Origin of the sequence: Chryseobacterium sp. MEBOG07, assembly GCF_021869745.1 — a bacterium.
GTDB classification, from domain to species: domain Bacteria; phylum Bacteroidota; class Bacteroidia; order Flavobacteriales; family Weeksellaceae; genus Chryseobacterium; species Chryseobacterium viscerum.
The window spans coordinates 3,944,929-3,966,361 of sequence record NZ_CP084579.1; the positions used below are offsets into that span (position 1 = coordinate 3,944,929).

A 21,433-nucleotide genomic window follows, 5' to 3' on the forward strand; every position below is an offset into this window, starting at 1 on the left:
ACAAGTCCTGCAACCCGCAACCTATCACCTACCACCTATCAACCACCTTTACCCTAAAAACAAAATTATGTTAATCAAAAGAAGAGAATTCCTAAAAATAAGTTCACTGGCTACCGCTTCTATGCTGATGCCTAATTTCTTAAAAGCGATGACATTGGATGAGGCCCTGAATCCTAATCAGAATATCCTGGTAGTGCTTCAGTTTACGGGAGGAAATGATGGTTTGAACACCATTGTTCCAGCCAAAAATGACATTTATTTCAGGGAAAGGAAAACGTTGGCCATCCAGGATTCAATGGCATTGACTGATGAAGCGGGGATCAATCCTTCTCTCTCCTATTTTAAAGAGCTTTTTGATAATGGGGAACTTTCTGTAATGAATAACGTGGGATATCCCAATCCGGACAAGTCGCATTTCCGCAGCATGGATATCTGGCAGTCGGCAAGCAGAAGTGATCAGTTTTTGGAAACAGGCTGGCTTGGCCGTTTTCTGGATGAAGAATGCTACCGATGTGACCATCCTACTCAGGCCTTAGAAGTGGATGATATGCTGAGTTTGGCCTTAAAAGGAGATCACAATAAAGCTTTCGCCTTTAAAGATCCTAAAAGACTTTATCAGACCAGTCAGGAAAAATATTTTAAGTCTCTCTATGACCATCACCACGATGATGAAACGGTGTCTTATCTTTATCAAACTTTAGGTTCCACGATCAATAATGCCGATTATATTTTTGAAAAAAGCAAAGCCAAAAAAACAGAACAGACTTATCCTAATTCTCAGTTAGGAAAAGACTTTAAAACAGTAGCTTCTTTAATAAAATCAGATATCAATACCCAAGTCTATTATCTTTCAATCGGAAGTTTTGATACCCATGTCAATCAAAATGAAAGGCAGAAAAAGTTATTTGATGATATCAATGAAGCGGTAAAATCATTTGTAGCCGATATGAAAAGTAATGGACTGTTTAAAAATATCCTGCTGATGACATTTTCAGAATTCGGACGCCGTGTTGCCCAGAATGCCAGCAATGGAACGGATCACGGAACAGCCAACCAAATGTTTTTTATCGGCGGAAATCTTAAAAAGAAAGGCCTTTTGAACGCGCTCCCGGATTTGCAAAATCTCAATGAAGGAGATCTTATCTACAAGGAGGATTTCAGAAAGGTGTATGCTACGATCCTGAAAAACTGGCTTAAAGCGGATTCCTCCAAAGTATTGGGTTGGAAAGACGGAATTTATGACTTTGTGTAGAGAAACTCGTAAAAGTCGAGAAAGTCTTTTGAACACTTAAGTTATTTTAAGATCCTGCTAAATGCTTAAGAAGTACACTTGAGTTTTTGAAAATATTAGATCTTCAAGTGGTAATAAAGATTACAATTCTGACCAATACTCCAATTGGAGACGTAAGAATTCCCCACCCTCGGAGGGGTGGCGAAAATTCAGAGAATTTTTGACGGGGTGGTTTAAACAAAAAAAGAGACTGTGCATACTCATGACAGTCTCTTTTTCAATAATTTTAAATTTTAACTACTATTACGTTTAAGCCGTAATTTGCTTTGGTTTTTGATCTTTCTGATCTTCTTTTTTATCAAGTTTCTCAGATATTTTTTTAACAATATATTCTATTGCTATAGGGGCTAAGATTGCTATTAATGCTTTAAATATTCTTGATTTCATAGTGTTGTATTGTTGCTATATAAATACAATTTTCAAGCCAAGATAAAATGAAAGAACAAATTATTTTACACAACCTACTATCAATAAACACCTTAAGCAACCTTAATTCTCATCAGGAACAATCAGATTCTGATAATTATGACTTCCGGCTTTGAATTTTTCATCCATCTTCAATCTTAATTTTTGGGGTCTATGAACAATCAGAGAGTCTCCAAATCCCAGCAAAAGCCTTTCCAGTTCGAAATTGATCTGAACACATATTTTAAACAGAGTTCCTTCATGATCTTCCTTGATAATTTCCTGGCTTTTATGCAGCGGCTTGGTTTTCACATAGGGTGCATTGCCTGCATCCACCCAAAAGATGACATTTCTGGGAGTAATTCCTTCTGAAACCGTAACTCCCACAATATCTTTAAAATAGTCATCACCATCCAGATCCTTGTCAATATATTGAAGTTTTTCATCTACTTCAATACTTTCCATCCTGTCCAACGCCAGATTGTACATTTTCTGCTTGTAGAGACAGATCAGAAACCAACGGTTGTTGAATTCCTTCAACAGCTGTGGATGAACAGTAAAAATATTGGATTCCTTTGCCGTAAAACTTTTATAGAGAATCTTCAATCCTTTTTTATTCAAGATGCTTTCATACAGGATATCAATATGTTCCAGTCCTTTCAGCTGTTCATTTTTATCCAGATGAATGATAGACTTCTGACTTGTTGCGTGAATAGAGTCTTCCAGCTTCTGAATGACCCCGTTCATTTCCTTAAACATAGAAAAGTCTTTGAATTGTTTTAAAATCTGAACCGCATTGTTCATCGCCTTCAGGTCACTTTCATTCACAGAGATATTATGAATACTGTAGTCAGCATCACTGTAACGGTAATATTTTCTTTCGTATACTTCAATAGGCGCTTCATACCCGAATTTTTCACTCCGCATATTTTGCAGATCAAGCTGAACTGTCCGCTTACTTACATAAGATTCTTTTCCTTCGAATTCAAATAATGCTTCTGAACATTCATCGATCAGATCTTCCAGCGTATATTTTCTATATTTGTTTTTAAGACATTTATCTAATGTTTTATATCTGATCAGAGCGTTTTTATTGGATGACATACCTTAGTGTTTAATGATTTGGTGTTCTTATTAAGCAATTCGCTTATTCGCCTTTTGATCTTTTCTAAAAAACTATTTCTCTTTCAGCGCATTTTCGTCAAAAGTAATGCCCTCCCAGCCAAACTTTATGAAGTTTCGGATATTCTGGTGATCAGTTCCCTCCGGATTTTTCAACACATCTTCTCTATAGAATTCTCCAAAAAGACAAAGTGTTTCTTCCTTCGTCAGATCCTGAATGCTGGCGAAGCTGAAAACTTTACACGAACCGTTATTCTGTCCCGCCTGGTTCGTAGTATCTCCATTCTGAAAAGCAGTAGGAGTAAATTCATAATTTTCATCAATGTGAGCAATAACATCATTAAACTGTATTGTTTCCGGGAAATGTTTTAGTTGTTCTAATAATACCATGAGCCTTGTTTTTTAAATTATATATTGGTTTGGCCAATTTGCAGATCTGCCTTTTCGCCTTTTTAATTAAACTTTTTGTAAAAATAATTAAAATTTCTTTATCTGCGCAAAATAGTTGCGCAATAACGTATTTACTTTGCACTATCAAAATGAAACAAAATGGAATTTAATGGTAATCATTTAATCGAATTAGGATATAGACCAGCAAAATGGTTTAAAGATGCTATTAGCTATATCAATGAGAATAATCTGGATGAACATCAGATCGCAGAATATCTTGTACAGTTCAAGCAGCCGGACATTATTCCGCTTCATGAAACGGCTAAAGATTTTATGATCAACATCCGTGCAGAACACGAAAGTGAAAGTGATAATGTAGAAAAAGTAATCAGAACCATGAAAGTCCTGATGAAAACTCCTACGTTAATTGACGGAGCTTTAATGCCGGATGCCTGTCCTACAGGTCCTGAAGGTCAAATCCCGGTAGGTGGTGTGGTGGTTGCCAAAAATGCCATTCACCCAGGATTCCATAGCGCGGATATCTGCTGTTCTGTCATGCTTACGGATTTTGGAAAAGCCAATCCTAAAGATGTTCTGGATGCAGCCCATTCTATAACACATTTTGGATATGGAGGAAGACCAAGAGGTGAACAGATGCCTATGTCTCAGGAACTGATGGATGCTTTCAGAGAAAATGAATTCTTAAATGATGAAAAACTGATCAGCATTGCCCGTTCTCATATGGGAACTCAGGGGGATGGAAACCACTTCCTTTTCGTGGGAATTTCCAAAAATACAGGAAATACCATGATGGTCACACATCACGGGTCCAGAGCACCGGGAGCTGCTTTATATGATAAAGGGATGAAGGTTGCCAACCGTTTCAGACAGGAAATCTCCCCTGAAACATTAAGAGAAAACGCCTGGATTCCTTATGATACTGAAGAAGGACAATCCTATTGGGAAGCACTTCAGCTGATCAGACAATGGACAAAAGAAAACCATACTTCCCTTCATGATGCAGTTTTGAACAAACTGGAAATGGAAAAGGAAAACAGATATTGGAATGAACATAACTTCGTTTTCAAAGATGGAGATCTGTTCTACCATGCAAAAGGAGCCACTCCACTGGATGATAAATTCATGCCTGATATCACGGGACCAAGACTGATCCCTTTGAATATGGCAGAGCCGGTATTGATCGTTCAGGGAAAAACGAATGAAAGAAACTTAGGTTTCGCACCGCATGGAGCAGGAAGAAATTTCAGCAGAAGCCAGCATAAAAGATCTTTGGCTCATAAAACGACTGAAGAAATCTTCAATGAAGAAACAGAAGGATTGGATATCCGTTTCTACTCCAATGAAGTTGATATTTCTGAACTTCCGAGCGCTTATAAAAGTGCGAAGAACGTAAGAGCACAGATAGAAGAATATGGACTTTGTGAAGTTTTGGATGAAGTGATGCCTTATGGATGTATCATGGCCGGAGACGTGCAGAAAAATGCTCCTTGGAAGAAAAAGAAGAAATTCAGAAAAGCATAATTTTTAATATTTAAAATTTGCTTACTACGCAAACCTTATAGGTTTTAAAAACCTATAAGGTTGATAAAAACTAATAACCCAACCTTACAGGTATAAAAGCCTGTAGGGTTAATGAAAACTTTTTTCATAACGGCAGGGGCAGTAGCTCAGATGGTAGAGCAACAAAATTACTTTTCGCTGCAGGCAAATAAAGTTCCTATGAATCCCAATTGTGTGTCACAGGTTCGAGCCCTGTCTGCTCCTCAAAATAACGAAAATGCTTATATTCACGTATTCGTCATTTTCATAAGATAAAAAAATTGAAGGCAAAGAAAGTTCCTATAATTCAGAATTACTTTCCGCCTTTTTACAAATTATAAGGCAAAGGGAGTTCCTATATTTTTTGGAAAAATACTCCCCGCTTTTTATAAACTATAGGTAAAAGGAGTTCCTATACTCTTCACTTTTAATGAATCTACTCCTCACTTATTTTTTAAACTTAAAACAATGAAAACACTACAATTATTCAATGCTGTACTGGCTAGAAAATCTGATGAAAAGCCATTTATTTCTGATAATGGTTTTATCATTGAGCCTGATGCAGTTTGGGCAAAAAAAGAGATTATCTCTTATTATGCAAAGGAAAAACTAAATGGAAATGATTTGAACAAAACCTTTCATAAATCCTGGGAGAAAATAAAAAATACTTCCAGAATAGAATTGTTTTTTGAACAGATCGAACATTATATTTCAACGTACGGAAGTAATTTTCAGAACGAAATTTATATTCCTGAAGAAGTTTTGAATGTTCCCAACATGAAACTGATCTTTAAAGTAGTCAAAGCCTATACTGTAGAAGAAATGCAGGAAAAATGCCTTTCTCTTTTAAGATCCGGAATTGCTTTGAAAGAAGAAACGATTGATGATTTGCTTTCTATTTTGCATACAGAACTGGATTATGATTTTACAGGAAAAGAAAACATCAGAAATAAAGAAGCGATCATAAAAATAGCCGATTTATATGACATCTATCCTGAAAATCCTGTTGAGTTTTTCCGTTACGTTATTTATAAAACGACAAATACAACGCTTTTAATTAAAAACGATGATTTGATTAATTTAATCAAGCAAAGTAAATTTAATCCAACGTATTTGTTCGAAAGCTTTGGACTGGAAAAACTGGCAGAAATTTTTAACAGATTTAAGCCGTTATTCCTTGCCTATAAAAACAGAGCTCCAAAAGCGGTCAATAAAATATCCAAGCTGTCTAAAGTACACCATAAGCCATTAATTTCAAATCCATTGAATGACGCTACCAATACATTATTGGAAAACAGCGATTGGCATTGGTTGGAAAATGCGACACCGTTTGCATTATTCAAAGCATTGTCAGCATGCCATTCAAGAATGTATGGTCAGGATACTTTTGTTTACAGAATCAGAAATGGAAAATCATGGACTAAAAAAGGTAAAGAAACTTACGTGAATCAATTCAATTATGATTTCATTTTGGATTATTTGAAACTGAAGTACGAAAACCTTTCCGGAAAGAAATTCTATTTCCCGGAGAATGTAGAATTTGCATTGCCGACATCTGAAAAAATGTTTGTGGGAAATATTCCTACCGGAACCCGTTTTTATGGGGATAGACTAGCCATTGGTATCTATTGGGAAGATAAATGGGGGGCCAATGACCTTGATCTTTCAGGATTGAATATTGCTGGAAAAATAGGTTGGAATGCCGCTTATAATCATGGTGAAGGACAATTGATGTATTCCGGAGATATGACTTCCGCTCCCAACGGTGCTGTTGAATATCTTTACGCCAATAAAGGGCTGAGTACGCCAACACTTGTCATGAACAATGTTTTCAGTGGTGATGCGAATTGTGGATATAAAATCGTCATCGGAAAAGGAGATAACATTTCCTACGACTATATGATGAATCCTAACAATCTCTTTGCTGAAGCCAGATGTAACTCGGTTCAGAAACAAATGATTCTGGGAATGCTGTTACCAAAGGACGGAAAGCAATGTTTCGTACTGTTGAACTTCGGAGCGGGACATTCTCATGTTTCAGGAAATAATGAGGTATCCATCATGGCAACCAGTGCCTTGTATCAGCAATGGTACGAAGCAATGTCTTTCAATGAGCTTGTAAAAGAGCTTGGAGCAGAGATTACAACAAAAAAAGCGGAATCTGATTTTGATTTCTCACTGGAAAGCCTTGAAAAAGATAGTTTTATCAGGATTTTTAAATAAATTCCATGACGTCATCTGATTGTATCGGGTGGCGTTTTTTTGTGGATGGGGTGAGGTATAGAGGAGAATAAAGAACGTTGAAAACCACCCCATCAAAAATTCTTTGAATTTTCACCATCCCTACGAGGGAGGGGAATTTTCCCGTCTTCAGTTGGGATGTTGGTCAGTATTATACATTCATCTTTTTAATAGAAAAAATATCTTCATTTATATCAATGACGACTTTCTTTCCATAATCAATCTGAATTGTAAACATATTCTCCAACGGAAACTGAAGCACAGCCTGTAGAATCAGACGAATGACTCCGGCATGGGTGATGACCAGCACTTTATTGATATCTTTTTTCTGAATGAGTTCTTTCCAGAAACTAAGGACACGGACCTGCATTTCAAGAAGATTTTCACCTCCCGAAGCTTTTACATTGATAAAATCTTTGTACCAGGGATTGATTTCTTCTTCCGGAATATCAGTCCATTTTTGCAGTTCCCAATCTCCGAAATTCATTTCACGAATCCTTTCATCTGTTTGATAATTAAGCTTACAATAATCCGCTAAAAAATGGCAGCGTTGTGAAGGACTTGAAATAACAAAGTCATAGTCGTTATTCAAATTTATATCTTTAAAATCCTGCGCATATTGCTTCCGTAATGGTATTTCGGCAAAACCATAACACAGGTTTTCAGGGTTTTCTACAGCAGTATGACGAATCAGATGAATTTCCATACGATTATTGTTCCTAAGTAAAACAAAACTTCACAAACCTGCTGAACAGACCCCAGACAATCTCCGGTATAGCCTCCGATATGCTTTTTAAAATACCAGCCCATATAAATTTTCCCTGCATAAGCCAGAGCAAACGCAAAAATCAAATGCCAGTCCGGAATCAGGTAAAAAGCAATTAAAACACTGATAAATCCTACTATTAAAGCCGTTTTATCCAATGGTTTATTCGCTAAAGGTTTCGACTTGCTGACATCAATATCCGTAACATATTGGTGAGTATAAATCATTGTTCCCGAAATAAAGCGGCTTACTGTATGTCCTAAAATAACAATAAGTAAGACTCCCACCGGATTACTCATCCCCAATGACTGAATACTGTAGAATTTTAAAGCAAAAAGCAGAATGATCCCGATCGTTCCATAGGCTCCTACCCTGCTGTCTTTCATGATGGTGAGAATTTTTTCTTTTCCATATCCTCCTCCGAAACTGTCGCACATATCTGTAAAACCATCTTCATGAAAAGCTCCGGTCAACAAAACATTGGAAATCATCATGAGAACAATCCCTATTTCAAGATTAAAAAGCAACATAGAAAAATAGAGAACCAAAGCATTTATGAATCCTATTATCAATCCTACCCATGCAAAATATTTTTGAGATTTATTCATAATCTCACTGGAGTACGGAATGGTAAACGGAACCGGAATTCTTGTAAAAAACATCAATGCTGTAGCAAAGTAAATCAGTTCATTTTTGAGGACTTTCATCTGTTCTTTTTTAATATAAAAACTGGATTAATCAATTCCTGTAAAATTAGGAAAGCTTTTAACAATGATAAAGGGATCTATTGAAAAAATAAGAAACATGAATCTTATCACCCGAAATTTGTCCTTTTTATTTCTGAAGTATTTTTAGTTTTGCACCATAATAACCATGAAAAAAACAAATGAAAAAAGCGTATTTCGTTGGATTGTGTCTTCTATCCATAGTAAGCTGTTCGGCTCCCGGTGATGAACTGGAAACTTTAAATGAGTCTCAAACTCTTAACGGATCTTCTGCTAACCAATTAGCAAAAGGAGGCTTCAGAGATAATCCGGATACACCTACTCCACCTCCCGCAGGAATCTGGTCCAAATCCTTTTATTTAACTAATCCTATTTACGGTTTCTACAGTGATCTTACTAAAAAGCATCTGTACAATACCTCACCTTTACCATCCGAACTTCCTAAATCCTATCCTGGACTGAGCTATTATTTTCAGGAGAGATTATTAGGTTCTGCAGATGGGCCCGGCCCGGTAATTTCAAGATGGTTTCACACTGGAAGTAATGATCTGGTATTAACGACTAACCCTAATGAATTGAGTGGGCAAAGTTACTGGGAGAAAAAGATCTGGGAACAAGTTATAATGGTGATGAACCGGGAAGTTTTCCGATTTACAGGTATTTTAATTCTGATAAAAAGACCCACTTCTACACCAGAGATAAGAATGAACTGGGAGATGGAAAAGACGGCTATTCTTATGAAGGAATTGCTTTCTACTTAAAAGATTCAGAGCCTAAAGCATATCGAGTTCGTGACGGACAGTTTTTCCAGGATAATGCAACGGGAGCTTTGTATATCGTATTTGAAAGTACCCTGAGACGTATCGAATCCTTTGCAGTGATCAATAATCTGTTTGCTGTTCAGGGCAAAGCTTATTTGCTCTATAAAGTAAATATAGAAGATTACACAGGAGAAAGAGGAGCTGACATCACTTCAGGAACCCAACTGGTACGAAACACCAATACTGGAAAACTATATTTGGTAGATGACGGTTTATACAGGTATATTCCTAGCATGCAGATATTTAATTCATATAAATTGAATGAAGATGCTATTCAAAATAAACCTGTAAGAATGATGTTTACAGGTAAAGATGTTGCACATACTTATTAATAGTATTTATTTTAAGATAAAAGGGGCTTCATTGCCCCTTTATTATTTTCTAAAGCTAAGATGATTTATTTGAAATATGAGCATCTTCAAAGCTTGACATTTCATTCAGGAAATTAACAGCACTTTGAATAATCGGATATGCCAATGCACAGCCTGTTCCTTCACCAAGACGAAGATTGAGGTTTAAAATAGCATTCTCTCTCATCAGCCCCAACAGTTGAGGGTGGGCATTTTCATTGCTTACATGACAGAAGATACAGTTGTTCAGAATCTCAGGATTCTTTTTCCAGACTGTCGCTACAGCTACTGTGGCAATAAATCCATCCACCATGATCAGCATATGATGATGATAAGCTTCTTCTATTGCTCCAATCATTTGGGCAATTTCTAATCCACCAAAAGTTTGCGCAATTTCATCCTCAGTCATGGCAGCCGGATATTTTTCTATGGCTTCTGTTAAAATATGAACCTTATTCTGCAGCTGATGGTCATTAAGTCCGGTTCCTCGTCCGATACAGTTTGTAATCGGAATATCAAAAAGTTTGCTCATCATCAGAGAGGAAGCTGAAGTATTCCCGATTCCCATTTCACCGAAACCAATGATATTACACCCTTTTCTCACAATATCAGTAACCACAGCCTTTCCATTTTTAAGCGCCTGCTGATATTCTTCGGGATTCATGGCAGGTTCTTCCAGAATATTACGGCTGGATTTTCTGACTTTTTTATTTACCAGATTTAGTCCTTCCGGAAAATCAAAATTGACTCCAGCATCTACAATTTTAATTTTAATACCATGCTGTCTGCAAAAAACATTGATTGCAGCCCCTTCGCCCAGAAAATTCATCACCATCTGATAGGTGACCTCCTGTGGATAGGCACTTACGCCTGCGGCAGCAATCCCGTGATCGGCCGCGAAAACCACCATATGAGGATTCAATAACTGGGGTGAAGTGGTCTTCTGAACCATTCCGATTTTGTGGGCAATATGTTCAAGGTGTCCTAATGCACCTAATGGTTTTGTTTTAAAATCAATTTTATGCTGTAGCTCTGATGATAACATGAATATTAAAAGTAGTTATGTTAAATAGAGAAGTTGCAATATTACTAAAACGAGGGATATTTTGCAGTGTTTGTCTGTACTTTTTAGAGGCTGGAGGTTAGATGCTGGAAGCTGGAGGCTAAAAACCACCCTTTCACAAACTCTCTCATCCCTAAAACTCTCCTACTCTCTGACCTTCAAATCTTGCAACTCGAATCCCGAAATCTGAAACTCTCAAACACTCAAACACTCCTACTCTCAAACCCTAAAACCCACCCACGAATCTCATAACTCAAAATAACTACGCGAGTACATTGCGCACAACACCACTTACTTTGTATCATAAATGAAAAACAATGACACCAAAAATACTAGAAAAAATAAAAGAAGTTGAGGCTACACGGGGCGTAGAAGTCCTTCTTGCCGTAGAATCAGGAAGCAGAGCCTGGGGTTTTGCGTCTCCTGACAGTGATTATGATATACGTTTTATATACCGTCATGAAAAGGACTGGTATCTTTCTCCCTGGGATAAGGATGAAACCATAGAATTTATGACAGAAGATGACCTGGATGGTTCGGGTTGGGACCTGCGAAAGACTTTTCATCTTTTGCTAAAGTCGAATGCTGCCTTGCTGAGCTGGTTCTATTCTCCTATCGTTTATAAAGCAGATGAAAAGTTTGTGGAACTCTTCAGACCTTTGGCCGATGTCTGCTTTTCTCCGGTCGCGGTTTCCTATCATTATTTGAGCATGAGCAAGAAATATCTGGAAGCGTGCAGAAGTGCTGAAATAAAATTAAAAAGTTATTTTTATTGCCTCCGAACCACCCTTACCGGGAAATGGATCATAGAGAAAGGAACGGTTCCGCCTGTCTTGTTCAGTGACTTGCTTGTTTTAACAGATGACGCAACCAGACGGAAAATAGAAGACCTTGTTGCCTTAAAAGCGACCAAAGGAGAATCTTATTTCCATCCGAACGATTGGGAAGTGTTTGGATTTCTTGAAAAAACAATCGCTGAAAATGAGGGAAAATCGAAGAGTTTATCAGGAGGAAAGGCGGATAAAGGTGAGATGGAGAGGGCTTTTAGGGAGATATTGGAAAAATGTTAGAGAGTAAGGAAACCCGTAATTTATCTTGATTTAATTCAAAGTATATTTACCTAGAGCTATTTTTTATTTTCAAAACTAAAATTCATGATAACAAAAATTAATCTTAACAATATAGCAACCTATAAAGGCTTGGTTAAAATCAATGATCTAAAAAAAGTAAATTTCTTTTTTGGTAATAATGGTTGTGGAAAATCTACTATTGCAAGACTTTTTATGAATTTTCCAAAGGTGATCCATTAACAGGCTCTTTCTCTCAATGTTCAATCGAAAATTTTGATAGAGCTAATGAAAATATTTTAGTTTTTGATCAAGAATTTATCCAAAGAAACTTTTATATAAACGAAGATTTGGATGGCATTTTTTCATTAGATGAAAAGAATGAAGAAATTGAAGAAAAAATTAAAAACGAAAACGAATTAATTTTTACAACAAAAGGTACATATGACACCAAGAAGGAAAATATTGAAAGCCTAATAAAACAAAAAGAGCAACTTAAAGAGGATATTTGGGAAACTTGTTTTAGCTATAATAGAAAGTTTAAAAAAGACTTTAATAAGATTGATTTGGGATCAAGAAGAGAGACTTTTTTTCAAACACTTGTAGATAAAAATAAAAATACTTTCAAAGTAAAAAGTCTTACCTACTTAACAGAAAAATATAATAAATTCCATATAGAGGAATTAATAAAAATTAATAATACTCTTTCTTTAGATACATTTCAAAAAATCATCGATTTAGAAAGTAATATAAATGAATTGCTTAATGAAATAATTGTTGGAAGTAATGATGTTGCAATTGCTCCTTTGATCGAAAAACTAAATAATAGTTCTTGGATTGAACAAGGAATTTTATTTTTGGATAAAGAAGATGATAATCAACAATGTCCGTTCTGTCAGCAATCTACAATAACACGAGATTTGCTGAATCAATTTGAAAAATACTTTGATACAACCAGAGAGGAAAAATTAACAAGAATAAAGCAGGTTTTTTCAGATTATAATAATGTATTTTCAGCTTTTGATTTAGAATTACAATCTATTTCCAGCCAAAAAATTGTTTCTTCAAAGGTTTTAAAATTACAAAACTTAATACAAAAAGTTTCGTTTAGTAATCACACTGAATTTCAAAAAAAATTAGATAAGCCCAATGAAGCAAAAGAAATAAAATCCATCAATAATTTAAAAGAATTAGTTGATGAAATCAATTCCATTATCCATAACCATAATTTAGAAGTAGATAATATTAAGCAAAATCAATCTGAATTAAAAGATCATGTTTGGAATTATATTACTGACCAAGTAAAAAACAATATAGTTGATTATCAGACAAAAGACAAAGCTTATGAGTTAGAAATTGGTGGCTCTAAAAAGGAATTAATGTTACTAAAAGATAATATAACATTGTCCATGGAAAAAGTGAGAGAATGGCAGACACAAACAGTTAATACTCAAAAAGCAATAGATAATATTAACGATTTATTATTAAAAAATAATTTTAGAGGATTTAAAATTGAGAAAAAAGAATCCGAAAATAATATTACAAAATATTATATTTTAAGGGAAGAAGAAACTTTTGAAACTCATGTTTTTAAAACATTAAGTGAAGGTGAAAAGAATTTTATAGCATTTTTATATTTCTATCAACTGTGTTTGGGAACTAATGATTCAGAAAATTCAACAAAAAAGAAAATTATTGTTATTGACGATCCTGTATCAAGTATGGATAGCCAGGTATTATTCTTCGTTTCAACATTGATAAGAAGATTGATTGCAAAAAAAGGCACAGGAAGAGATCAACAAGGAAATAAGCTGATTGATCAATTAAAAAATGAAAATATAGAACAAGTTTTTATATTAACACATAATATTTTCTTTTACAAAGAAGTAGCTTTAGCATTTGGTTCAAGAATATGTAATTCAACATCATATTTCAATATAAAAAAATAAATAATGAATCTGTTATTGAAAGAATAGAAAACTATAAAAGCATTGCGTTTAATGATTATCATCTACTTTGGCAGGAAATAAAAAAAGATGCTTCTGAAAAAATCTCCATGGCCCTAATGAATAACATGCGTAGAGTAGTTGAAAGCTATGTTAACTTCATGGGCTTAATAGATGACGTTAATTTATGGGATCTTAAAAATGAGATGCCGGAAGAGAGCTCAGAAAATTTAATTATAACTGCATTAATTTCACAAATGCAAGATGAAAGTCATAGAGTTTCAACAAATGACGAAATTTATTTTACAAGAATATCCGAAGAACCGAAAGATATAGCATTAAAGAGTTTTGAAATACTATTTGAAAATATTGGCGGAAAAACGCATTATGACAAAATGATGGAAATATGTTAAATATAGAATCAATAAAAACCCACAACCTCCTCCTTTTCGAAGCCATTTCCGGAAGCCGAGCTTTTGGGCTGGCAACGGAGAATTCTGATACGGATATCCGTGGAGTGTATTATCTGCCGAAGGAAGATTTCTTTGGACTGAACTATATTCCGCAGATTTCCAATGAAACGAATGACATTACGTATTATGAAATCGGGAGATTTGTAGAATTGCTACAGAAAAACAATCCTAATATTTTGGAAATTCTGGCAAGTCCTGAGGATTGTATTCAATACAAACATCCGTTGATGGATTTACTGAAAACTGAAGATTTCCTGTCAAAATTATGTAAAGATACTTTTGCAGGTTATGCTGTATCACAGATTAAAAAGGCAAAAGGACTCAACAAAAAGATCTTAAATCCTATCGATAAAGAAAGAAAATCGATCTTGGATTTCTGTTTTATTCTTGATGGGCAGGGTTCTGTACCCTTGAAAAAATGGCTGCATGAATTCCCTTCCACTGGCGGGGGAAATGGTCTTTTACAGGAAAAATGCGGATTGGTGGGTATTGATCATACCAAGGGAATGTATGCTTTATTTTATGATGAATCGGGAACATTGGGATATAAAGGTATTATTCAAAATGAAGAAGCGAATCAGGTTTCCGTATCCTCTGTTCCCAAAGATGAAAAACCGACTGCTTATCTGTTTTGCAATCTGGATGCCTACTCTGTTTACTGTAAAGATTACAGGGAATACTGGAAATGGGTTGCTGAGCGCAATGAAGACCGCTATAACGTCAATCAGACCCACGGACAAAATTATGACAGCAAAAATATGATGCATACCATCCGGCTGCTGCAGTCCTGTGAACAGATTTTTAAAACCAATTCACTGACGATCCGTGTAGAAAACCGCGACGAACTGTTAGACATCAAAGCAGGAAACCAGTCTTATGAAAACGTTATGGAAAAGGCAGAAAACCTGATACAATCTGTAGAAAATCATTATTCCAAGTCAAATCTTCCTGATGCTCCGGATTTAGAAAAAACAACAAAAATCCTGATTGAGATAAGGGAAAAACTGTACAATAATGATGAGTTATGAGTTATGAGTGGCAGTATTGATCAATTCCAGCACTTCCACTCTCTGACTCTCAAAACCTCCCACTCATTCCGCTCTCCCACTCTAAAACCCTCAAACCCTCTCACTCTCAAACCCAACAACTCACCTCTTCGACACCTTTGCCACCGGATTATAATCCAGGCAGATTTTGATCCAATATTCAAAATCATCAGCTTTTTTAAAACCAATGGGCTCTACATAACAATATCCTGTAAGCTGCTTCCCTTTCATGATCATCGGCAGAAATCCCTTTTTCTCCGAAACCTCATCTTCAAGTTCAGGGTCGTAACGGCACATCAGATTATCATGACTGATGTTGATACACATCTTTCCGTTCACCAAAAAAGATAGTCCGCTGAACATTTTCTTCTCTTCAACCTCAATATTTTCTACTATTGAAAGCCGTTCACGTACCCGGTCGGCAAGTTCAGTGCTGTAAGCCATGATTTCAATTTTTTTGTTGTTTAAAATTAACTAAAAACTGTGATTATCACACTATTTCTTCCGATTTATTGATAGATTCTTATTTTGAAAAATAAAATTTTATTTAAATTAATTATTGTTTTACGATAATTAATTATACATTTGCAATATCAATTATTATTCATGCCATGAACCAGACCAAAATTATTTCAAAGATTTTATTTTATATCTGCTCCTTACTTTCGGCCGGATATCTGATCACTTTTGTGTATTCTCTGCTCTGTCTTATCACCGGATTTTCAGTTACACCTTATAAAGAAGGACAGTTCCTTCATATCAATTATCCGTTTACACAACAGCCGTTTCTGAATATCGAAAACAATTATCCCTATATGATCTTTTCGTTTATGTTGGTGCTCATTACTTATGGAATCTTTTTCTGGCTGTCTGCCAGGGTTTTCAAAGTATTTTTCCAGCAGAAACTATTTACTCAGGAGAATATCATTCAGCTTAAGAGATTTTACCTGTATAATATTTTCATCCCGCTTCCATTAGTGATTATCGCGAGTTTCTCTGTGGAAGTAGAAAGTATGATATGGGGACTGGTGTTTATTCACTTTATGCTTGGAATTTTCTGTTTGTTTCTTGCGAATATCTTTAAGCAAGGACTACATTTGCAAAACGAACAAGACCTATTTATTTAAAATGCCAATTATAGTCAACCTAGATGTGATGCTTGCCAAACGAAAAATGCAGAGTAAAGAATTGGCCGAAAAACTAGGTATCACCCCTGTCAACCTCTCTATCCTTAAAACCGGAAAAGCCAAAGGAGTTCGTTTTGATACTCTGGAAGCCATCTGCAAAATCCTGGAATGCCAGCCGGGAGATATTCTTGAATTTAAAGAGTAGCTGGGTGTGTGAGTGAGAGAGTTTGAGCGTAAGAGTGTTTTAGAGTGGGAGTGTAAAATTTTACTTCTAACTTCTAGCCTCTATCTTCCAGCCATTAACTTCTAATTTCTAACTTCTAAATCATCAGCTGCCGAAAGGCTGCCTGTCCTTCTATTCCCTAAACACAACACTATGAATACATTATCCATTAACAACCTTAGCCTTACCTACAAAAATGGTTTTCAAGCTATTAAAGACATTTCTCTCGAAATCAAAAACGGTATGTTTGGACTGCTTGGACCAAATGGAGCCGGAAAATCGTCTCTGATGAAAACCTTTGTAGGGCTTCAGAAACCCACGTCAGGAACACTGCTTTTCAATGAAGTGGATATTATAAAAAATCCTGATTATATCAAGCAGAATCTGGGATTTCTCCCTCAGGATTTTGGAGTATATCCGAAAGTCTCAGCCTGTGATCTATTGGAACATATTGCTGTATTGAAAGGCATTACCGATAAAAGTAAGCGTAAAAATCAAATTCTGAGTCTGCTGGAAAAGGTCAACCTTTCTGATTTTGCTAAAAAAGAAGTTCATACATTTTCAGGGGGAATGAAACAGCGTTTTGGCGTTGCCCAGGCTTTATTGGGAGATCCGAAAATTATCATTGTGGATGAGCCTACCGCAGGATTGGATCCGGAGGAACGCAACCGTTTCAATACCTTGCTCAACGATATCAGTCAGGATGTTATCGTCATCTTGTCTACCCATCTCGTTGAAGATGTCCGAAATCTCTGTTCGGAAATGGCGGTGATGAATCGTGGGCAGATTCTCAGAAAAGGAAATCCCGGAAAACTGATTGCTGAACTGGAAAACAGAATCTGGTCAAAACCTATTGACAAAAACGAACTGGAAACTTATGGTTCCAGCTATGAGATCATCAGCAGACAACTTCTCGAAAGAGAACTTCACATTACCATATTTTCTGAAGAATCTCCCAAAGACTTTAGTTCCGTAACGCCTTTACTGGAACACGTTTACTTCCATACACTCACCCAAAAACCTTAATCATGAACACTCTATTTTTATTCGAAGCCAGACGCAGCACCCAGCACTGGCTCACCTATCTTGTGGCCTTACTCTTAGTAGGAATCGGTATTTTTTGCGGGAACCAGTTTAATCTTTCGATAGGAGAAGGAATTTATTTAAACTCACCCTATACCATCGGTTTTATGACCGGAATGCTGAGTCTTACCGTGATTTTTTTTGCCACGGTGTATGCCTTACAGCTGTTGTTTAAAGATCATGATTCAAAATTTGACAGCATTCTGTTTTCATTTCCATTTTCAAAATCCACTTATCTGAAAGGGAAATTTATCGCTTATTTCCTACAGACATTTGTAAGTTTTTCGTTCTTAATGACTGGATTTCTCATAGGTCAAATGATGCGTACCGGAACTGAAATGCAGGAAGCTTTTCATATCATCCATTACCTCTACCCATTATTACTTTTCGGTTTTATCAACAGTTTGTTTGTCTGCAGTTTTCTGTTTCTCATTGCTGTTATTATAAAAAGAAAATTGTTGGTTGTAGTGGGCGGGCTGCTTCTGTATGTGCTCTATATGATTATTTTGCTGTTTTCCAACTCCCCTTTTATGGCGGGAAGCCTGCCCCAGTCATTGGAAACACAGCAGTTTTCAGCTTCAATTGATCCTTTTGGATTATCTGCCTATTTCATGCAGGCTCGTGATCTAAGTTCGCATCAGAAAAACATTCAGCTGGTTCCTTTTACAGGATATCTGTTGTTCAACAGGCTTCTATTTTTCTTTATATCGGTGGGAATTCTTTTCCTTTCGCTCAGATTATTTTCTTTTTCTAATACCTCCGGAAAGAAAGTAAAAACAGTAGGAAACGTTCATACACTATCTGAAACAAATGCCTCAGAATACTCCACAGTTACCCCAAGCTTTAATCGGTGGAGTTCTTTCCGGTCTGTACTCTCTTTTACAAAAACTGACCTTACATACCTGTTCAAGAGCATTGCTGTTCCTGCCATTTCCATCCTTTTGTTATTTTGTGTCGGAATGGAAATGTATGCCGAAATTGAAAAGGGAATCCGCCTTCCACAGAAGTATGCAGGTTCTGGGCTTATGGCTACAACGATCTCAGAAAACTTTCACCTTCTTGGATTGCTTATTTCAGCTTATTTTCTGAACGATGTCTATTGGAGAAGCCAATCTTCCGGATTTTTCCTGATTGAAAACAGCACTTTTTTCTCAAAAAATCGGTTAATCGGACATTTTATTTCAATCAGTTTTCTGTTGTTTTTCTTCACCGGGATTTTAATTATTCAGGGCATTATTTTCCAGGCGGCTTATCAGTATTTTCATATCGACTGGAATGCGTATCTCGGTGTTTTCCTTTTCAATACTTTCCCTTTGATGCTGTTTTCCGGATTGATCCTTTTGATTAATGACAGGATTCCTCATAAATTCATTGCGCTCGGGATTTCCATTCTCGCAGTGTTTGTATTATCAGGTCCGGTTTCCGGGAAATTGATTTCCTATCCTCTTTTCAGAATATTTTCTGATTTTAAAGGAACTTACAGTGATTTTAATGGCTATGGAATCTATGAAAAAGCTTTTGCCCAAAGACTTGTCTTCGGAGCGGGTATCATCAGTATTTTGTGGGTATTTAACAGTATTATAAAAATTAAAAAAGTCCCTGTAATTGCATCTTGCTTCAGTATAATCCTATTGATTTCAGGAATCTCTGCCGGAGTATTGTTTATGAAAGGGTATGTTTCTAAAGATAAAGAGCAAGCTATTTTAAGCTCCGTAGAATATGAAAAGAACTACCGGAAATATGAAGCTCTTCCACAGCCTGATATTTCTGACGTTACCACAGAAATTAAACTTTATCCTTCGGAAAACGCTTATCAGATTGTTGGAAAATATACCCTTAAAAATCAAACAGACCAATCCATCAACAAAATTTTAATCAATTTTAATGATGATTTAAAACTGGAATCTGCTGTAATGACATCAGGAACTGAAACGACAAAAATTCATCAAAACGTCACGGAAGTTTCATTAAAACAGCCTCTCGTGCCTGGTAAAACGGCTTCTCTGAATTTCACATTGTCTTATCAATGGTTCGCAGTAAACGGCCATCAATCCTTTAATGCCATTATCGCAGACGGATCTTTTATGAGAATCAGCAGATATTATCCTACCATCGGCTACCAAAAAGATTATGAAATTCAGGATGAAAAACAGCGAAGCCAATTCAAGCTTGGAAAACTTACAGAACTGAAGAAACCGGAAGCCCCTGAAGTTTCAAAAAAGGATTTTATCAATCTGAGTATGATTATTTCCACTGAAAAGGGCCAGACAGCGATAGGAACGGGAGATTTAATAAAAAATTGGTCATCATCCGGCCTTAATTATTTTGAGTATAAAGCAGACCAGATTCCTTTCCGGTTTGCCATTTCATCAGCAAAATATGAGTTAAAAAGTATTAATTATAAAGGAATTACCATCAATATCTTTTATCATCAAAAGCACAATGAAAACGTTAATCATCTTCTTGAAAATGCCAAACTTACTCTAGATTACTGTCAGCAGAATTTCGGACACTATCCTTTTAAAACGATCTGTTTTGCTGAGATCTCTTCTTTTACCAAAGGTTTTGCCGCCACTGCCTATCCTTCTGCCATCTTTATGCCTGAAGACATGGTTTTTCATGCCAATATACAGGCGGATAAGAAGCAGGATGTCATCAATGAACTGGCCGGACATGAGCTTTCACACCTTTGGTGGGGAAACAGCCAGATCAACCCTGATGACAGAGAAGGTTCTGTAATGCTTACCGAAACACTGGCTATGTATACGGAAATGATGCTTTACAAACAGATGCACGGCAGAGAAAAAATGATAGAGAGAATCAAAATGCATCAGCAGATCTACGGCAATGAAAAAGGTTTGTCCGAAAATATTCCGATCTATAAAGCGACCGGAGATGCCCCTCATATTTCTTATTCAAAAGGAGCAATGGCCATGGTACAATTGAGTCATGTAATGGGCGAAAGCAGACTCAATACAGCATTAAAAAGCTTTCTCAACAATAATCAATATCCAAAGAAACCTACTTCATTAGATCTGATGAATGAGTTTTACAAAGCTGCTCCTGATGCTTCGGCCAGAAAAGAGATTGACAGATTGTTTAAAACCATAGACAATATAACTGTTACTAATGGCAAAAAAAACTCTTCTGTAAGGGCAAAATCAAAGTAAGAGATCAATAGTTTTTATTTTTTTTGAAAATATTTTTCAGGAGTTGTAACAAAATAAAATGATGATTTACTAATTAGTTGATATATCAATAATTGATACATCATTTTAAATCTGAAAATATGGAAAAGTTAAATTCAATTATATTCTACAATATAGACAAAGCGATCCGAGCCTATAGAAACTATGCTCAGCGCCAGCTGAAAGCCCATGGTTTTACGATTACGATTGATCAGTGGCTTATCATCAAAGCGATTCTGGAAAACCCGGGCATTACTCAGAATGAAATTGGTGATCTTGTTTTCAAGGACAATGCTTCTGTCACCAGAATTATTGATTTAATGGTAAAATCAGAATACATCACAAGACATATTCATTCTGAAGACCGCAGGAAAACCAATCTGGAAGTAACAGATTCCGGAGTAAAGGTGATCAGAGAGGTTCAGAATATCGTGGAGAAGAACCGTGAAATGGCTTTGAAGGGGATCAGTAAGAATGAAATGGAAGTCATGTATTCTGCTTTACTGAAAATTTCAGAAAACTGTCTTAATCCTAAAAAATAAAATA

General features: G+C 36.0%; 19 protein-coding genes, 1 tRNA gene and 1 pseudogene. 14 read left to right on the forward strand and 7 right to left on the reverse strand.

The window, feature by feature from the left end; genetic code table 11:
• Positions 1 to 67: 67 nt before the first annotated feature.
• Positions 68 to 1,252, forward strand: coding sequence for a DUF1501 domain-containing protein (locus LF886_RS18070; protein WP_152290748.1), 1,185 nt, complete (start codon positions 68 to 70; stop codon positions 1,250 to 1,252).
• Between the two features lie 288 nt (positions 1,253 to 1,540).
• Here LF886_RS18070 and LF886_RS18075 read toward each other — a convergent pair whose 3' ends face one another.
• The 3 genes from LF886_RS18075 to LF886_RS18085 form a co-directional block, all read right to left on the reverse strand.
• A complete protein-coding gene (locus LF886_RS18075) occupies positions 1,541 to 1,678 on the reverse strand; it encodes a hypothetical protein (protein ID WP_165835351.1) in 138 nt (45 codons plus the stop codon).
• Positions 1,679 to 1,780: 102 nt separating this feature from the next.
• Complete coding sequence (locus LF886_RS18080) at positions 1,781 to 2,800, reverse strand: helix-turn-helix transcriptional regulator (protein ID WP_236851001.1); 1,020 nt, start codon at positions 2,798 to 2,800, stop codon at positions 1,781 to 1,783.
• A 72-nt stretch (positions 2,801 to 2,872) separates the two neighbouring features.
• A complete protein-coding gene (locus LF886_RS18085) occupies positions 2,873 to 3,208 on the reverse strand; it encodes a HopJ type III effector protein (protein ID WP_103233518.1) in 336 nt (111 codons plus the stop codon).
• A 741-nt stretch (positions 3,209 to 3,949) separates the two neighbouring features.
• Between LF886_RS18085 and LF886_RS24165 the strand changes: the two genes are divergently transcribed.
• From LF886_RS24165 to LF886_RS18100, 3 genes are all read left to right on the forward strand, one after another.
• Entirely contained in the window at positions 3,950 to 4,750 is an 801-nt protein-coding gene (locus LF886_RS24165; protein ID WP_410685640.1) for an RtcB family protein, read from the forward strand.
• Positions 4,751 to 4,885: 135 nt separating this feature from the next.
• Positions 4,886 to 4,993, forward strand: a tRNA-OTHER gene (locus LF886_RS18095).
• A gap of 243 nt (positions 4,994 to 5,236) precedes the next feature.
• A complete protein-coding gene (locus LF886_RS18100) occupies positions 5,237 to 6,991 on the forward strand; it encodes a hypothetical protein (RefSeq protein ID WP_236851003.1) in 1,755 nt (584 codons plus the stop codon).
• A gap of 169 nt (positions 6,992 to 7,160) precedes the next feature.
• Here the strand turns inward: LF886_RS18100 and cobC are convergent, their stop codons facing one another.
• Together cobC and LF886_RS18110 are read right to left on the reverse strand one after the other, a co-directional pair.
• The gene (gene cobC, locus LF886_RS18105) at positions 7,161 to 7,715 is read right to left on the reverse strand and encodes an alpha-ribazole phosphatase family protein (RefSeq protein ID WP_236851004.1); all 555 of its coding nucleotides are present in this window, start codon (positions 7,713 to 7,715) and stop codon (positions 7,161 to 7,163) included.
• Entirely contained in the window at positions 7,700 to 8,482 is a 783-nt protein-coding gene (locus tag LF886_RS18110; RefSeq protein WP_236851005.1) for an adenosylcobinamide-GDP ribazoletransferase, read from the reverse strand. The genes cobC and LF886_RS18110 overlap by 16 nt, the downstream gene beginning before the upstream one ends.
• Before the next feature lie 179 nt (positions 8,483 to 8,661).
• Here LF886_RS18110 and LF886_RS18115 point away from each other — a divergent pair, with 179 nt between their 5' ends.
• Positions 8,662 to 9,261, forward strand: coding sequence for a hypothetical protein (locus LF886_RS18115; RefSeq protein ID WP_236851006.1), 600 nt, complete (start codon positions 8,662 to 8,664; stop codon positions 9,259 to 9,261).
• Positions 9,150 to 9,653: a hypothetical protein gene (locus tag LF886_RS24170; protein WP_410685641.1), complete on the forward strand. Its 504-nt coding sequence runs from the start codon at positions 9,150 to 9,152 to the stop codon at positions 9,651 to 9,653. Before LF886_RS18115 ends, LF886_RS24170 begins: the two co-directional genes overlap by 112 nt.
• 55 nt (positions 9,654 to 9,708) lie before the next feature.
• Here the strand turns inward: LF886_RS24170 and cobT are convergent, their stop codons facing one another.
• Positions 9,709 to 10,716 (reverse strand): nicotinate-nucleotide--dimethylbenzimidazole phosphoribosyltransferase, encoded by a 1,008-nt coding sequence (cobT, locus tag LF886_RS18125; protein ID WP_236851008.1) that lies wholly within the window; start codon positions 10,714 to 10,716, stop codon positions 9,709 to 9,711.
• Between the two features lie 335 nt (positions 10,717 to 11,051).
• On the opposite strand from cobT, the gene LF886_RS18130 reads away from it, so the two are divergent.
• The 3 genes and pseudogenes from LF886_RS18130 to LF886_RS18140 all read left to right on the forward strand — a co-directional run bounded on the left by LF886_RS18130 (position 11,052) and on the right by LF886_RS18140 (position 15,248).
• Positions 11,052 to 11,804 (forward strand): DNA polymerase beta superfamily protein, encoded by a 753-nt coding sequence (locus LF886_RS18130; protein WP_236851009.1) that lies wholly within the window; start codon positions 11,052 to 11,054, stop codon positions 11,802 to 11,804.
• Positions 11,805 to 11,986: 182 nt separating this feature from the next.
• Positions 11,987 to 14,160, forward strand: a pseudogene (locus tag LF886_RS18135) (AAA family ATPase).
• On the forward strand, positions 14,154 to 15,248 hold the full coding sequence (locus tag LF886_RS18140) for a DNA polymerase beta superfamily protein (protein WP_236851010.1): 1,095 nt from the start codon (positions 14,154 to 14,156) through the stop codon (positions 15,246 to 15,248). The pseudogene LF886_RS18135 and the gene LF886_RS18140 overlap by 7 nt, the downstream one beginning before the upstream one ends.
• A 120-nt stretch (positions 15,249 to 15,368) precedes the next feature.
• Here LF886_RS18140 and LF886_RS18145 read toward each other — a convergent pair whose 3' ends face one another.
• Positions 15,369 to 15,710 carry a TfoX/Sxy family protein gene (locus tag LF886_RS18145; RefSeq protein WP_124530432.1) on the reverse strand — a complete coding sequence of 114 codons (342 nt, stop codon included), beginning with the start codon at positions 15,708 to 15,710 and terminating at the stop codon, positions 15,369 to 15,371.
• Positions 15,711 to 15,877: 167 nt separating this feature from the next.
• On the opposite strand from LF886_RS18145, the gene LF886_RS18150 reads away from it, so the two are divergent.
• The 5 genes from LF886_RS18150 to LF886_RS18170 all read left to right on the forward strand — a co-directional run bounded on the left by LF886_RS18150 (position 15,878) and on the right by LF886_RS18170 (position 21,429).
• Complete coding sequence (locus LF886_RS18150) at positions 15,878 to 16,393, forward strand: DUF2975 domain-containing protein (protein ID WP_236851011.1); 516 nt, start codon at positions 15,878 to 15,880, stop codon at positions 16,391 to 16,393.
• Between the two features lies 1 nt (position 16,394).
• Positions 16,395 to 16,598, forward strand: coding sequence for a helix-turn-helix domain-containing protein (locus LF886_RS18155; RefSeq protein ID WP_002980904.1), 204 nt, complete (start codon positions 16,395 to 16,397; stop codon positions 16,596 to 16,598).
• Between the two features lie 171 nt (positions 16,599 to 16,769).
• The gene (locus tag LF886_RS18160; protein ID WP_236851012.1) at positions 16,770 to 17,642 is read left to right on the forward strand and encodes an ABC transporter ATP-binding protein; all 873 of its coding nucleotides are present in this window, start codon (positions 16,770 to 16,772) and stop codon (positions 17,640 to 17,642) included.
• Between the two features lie 2 nt (positions 17,643 to 17,644).
• On the forward strand, positions 17,645 to 20,869 hold the full coding sequence (locus LF886_RS18165) for an ABC transporter permease/M1 family aminopeptidase (RefSeq protein ID WP_236851013.1): 3,225 nt from the start codon (positions 17,645 to 17,647) through the stop codon (positions 20,867 to 20,869).
• A 119-nt stretch (positions 20,870 to 20,988) separates the two neighbouring features.
• Complete coding sequence (locus LF886_RS18170) at positions 20,989 to 21,429, forward strand: MarR family winged helix-turn-helix transcriptional regulator (protein ID WP_236851014.1); 441 nt, start codon at positions 20,989 to 20,991, stop codon at positions 21,427 to 21,429.
• Positions 21,430 to 21,433: the final 4 nt, after the last annotated feature.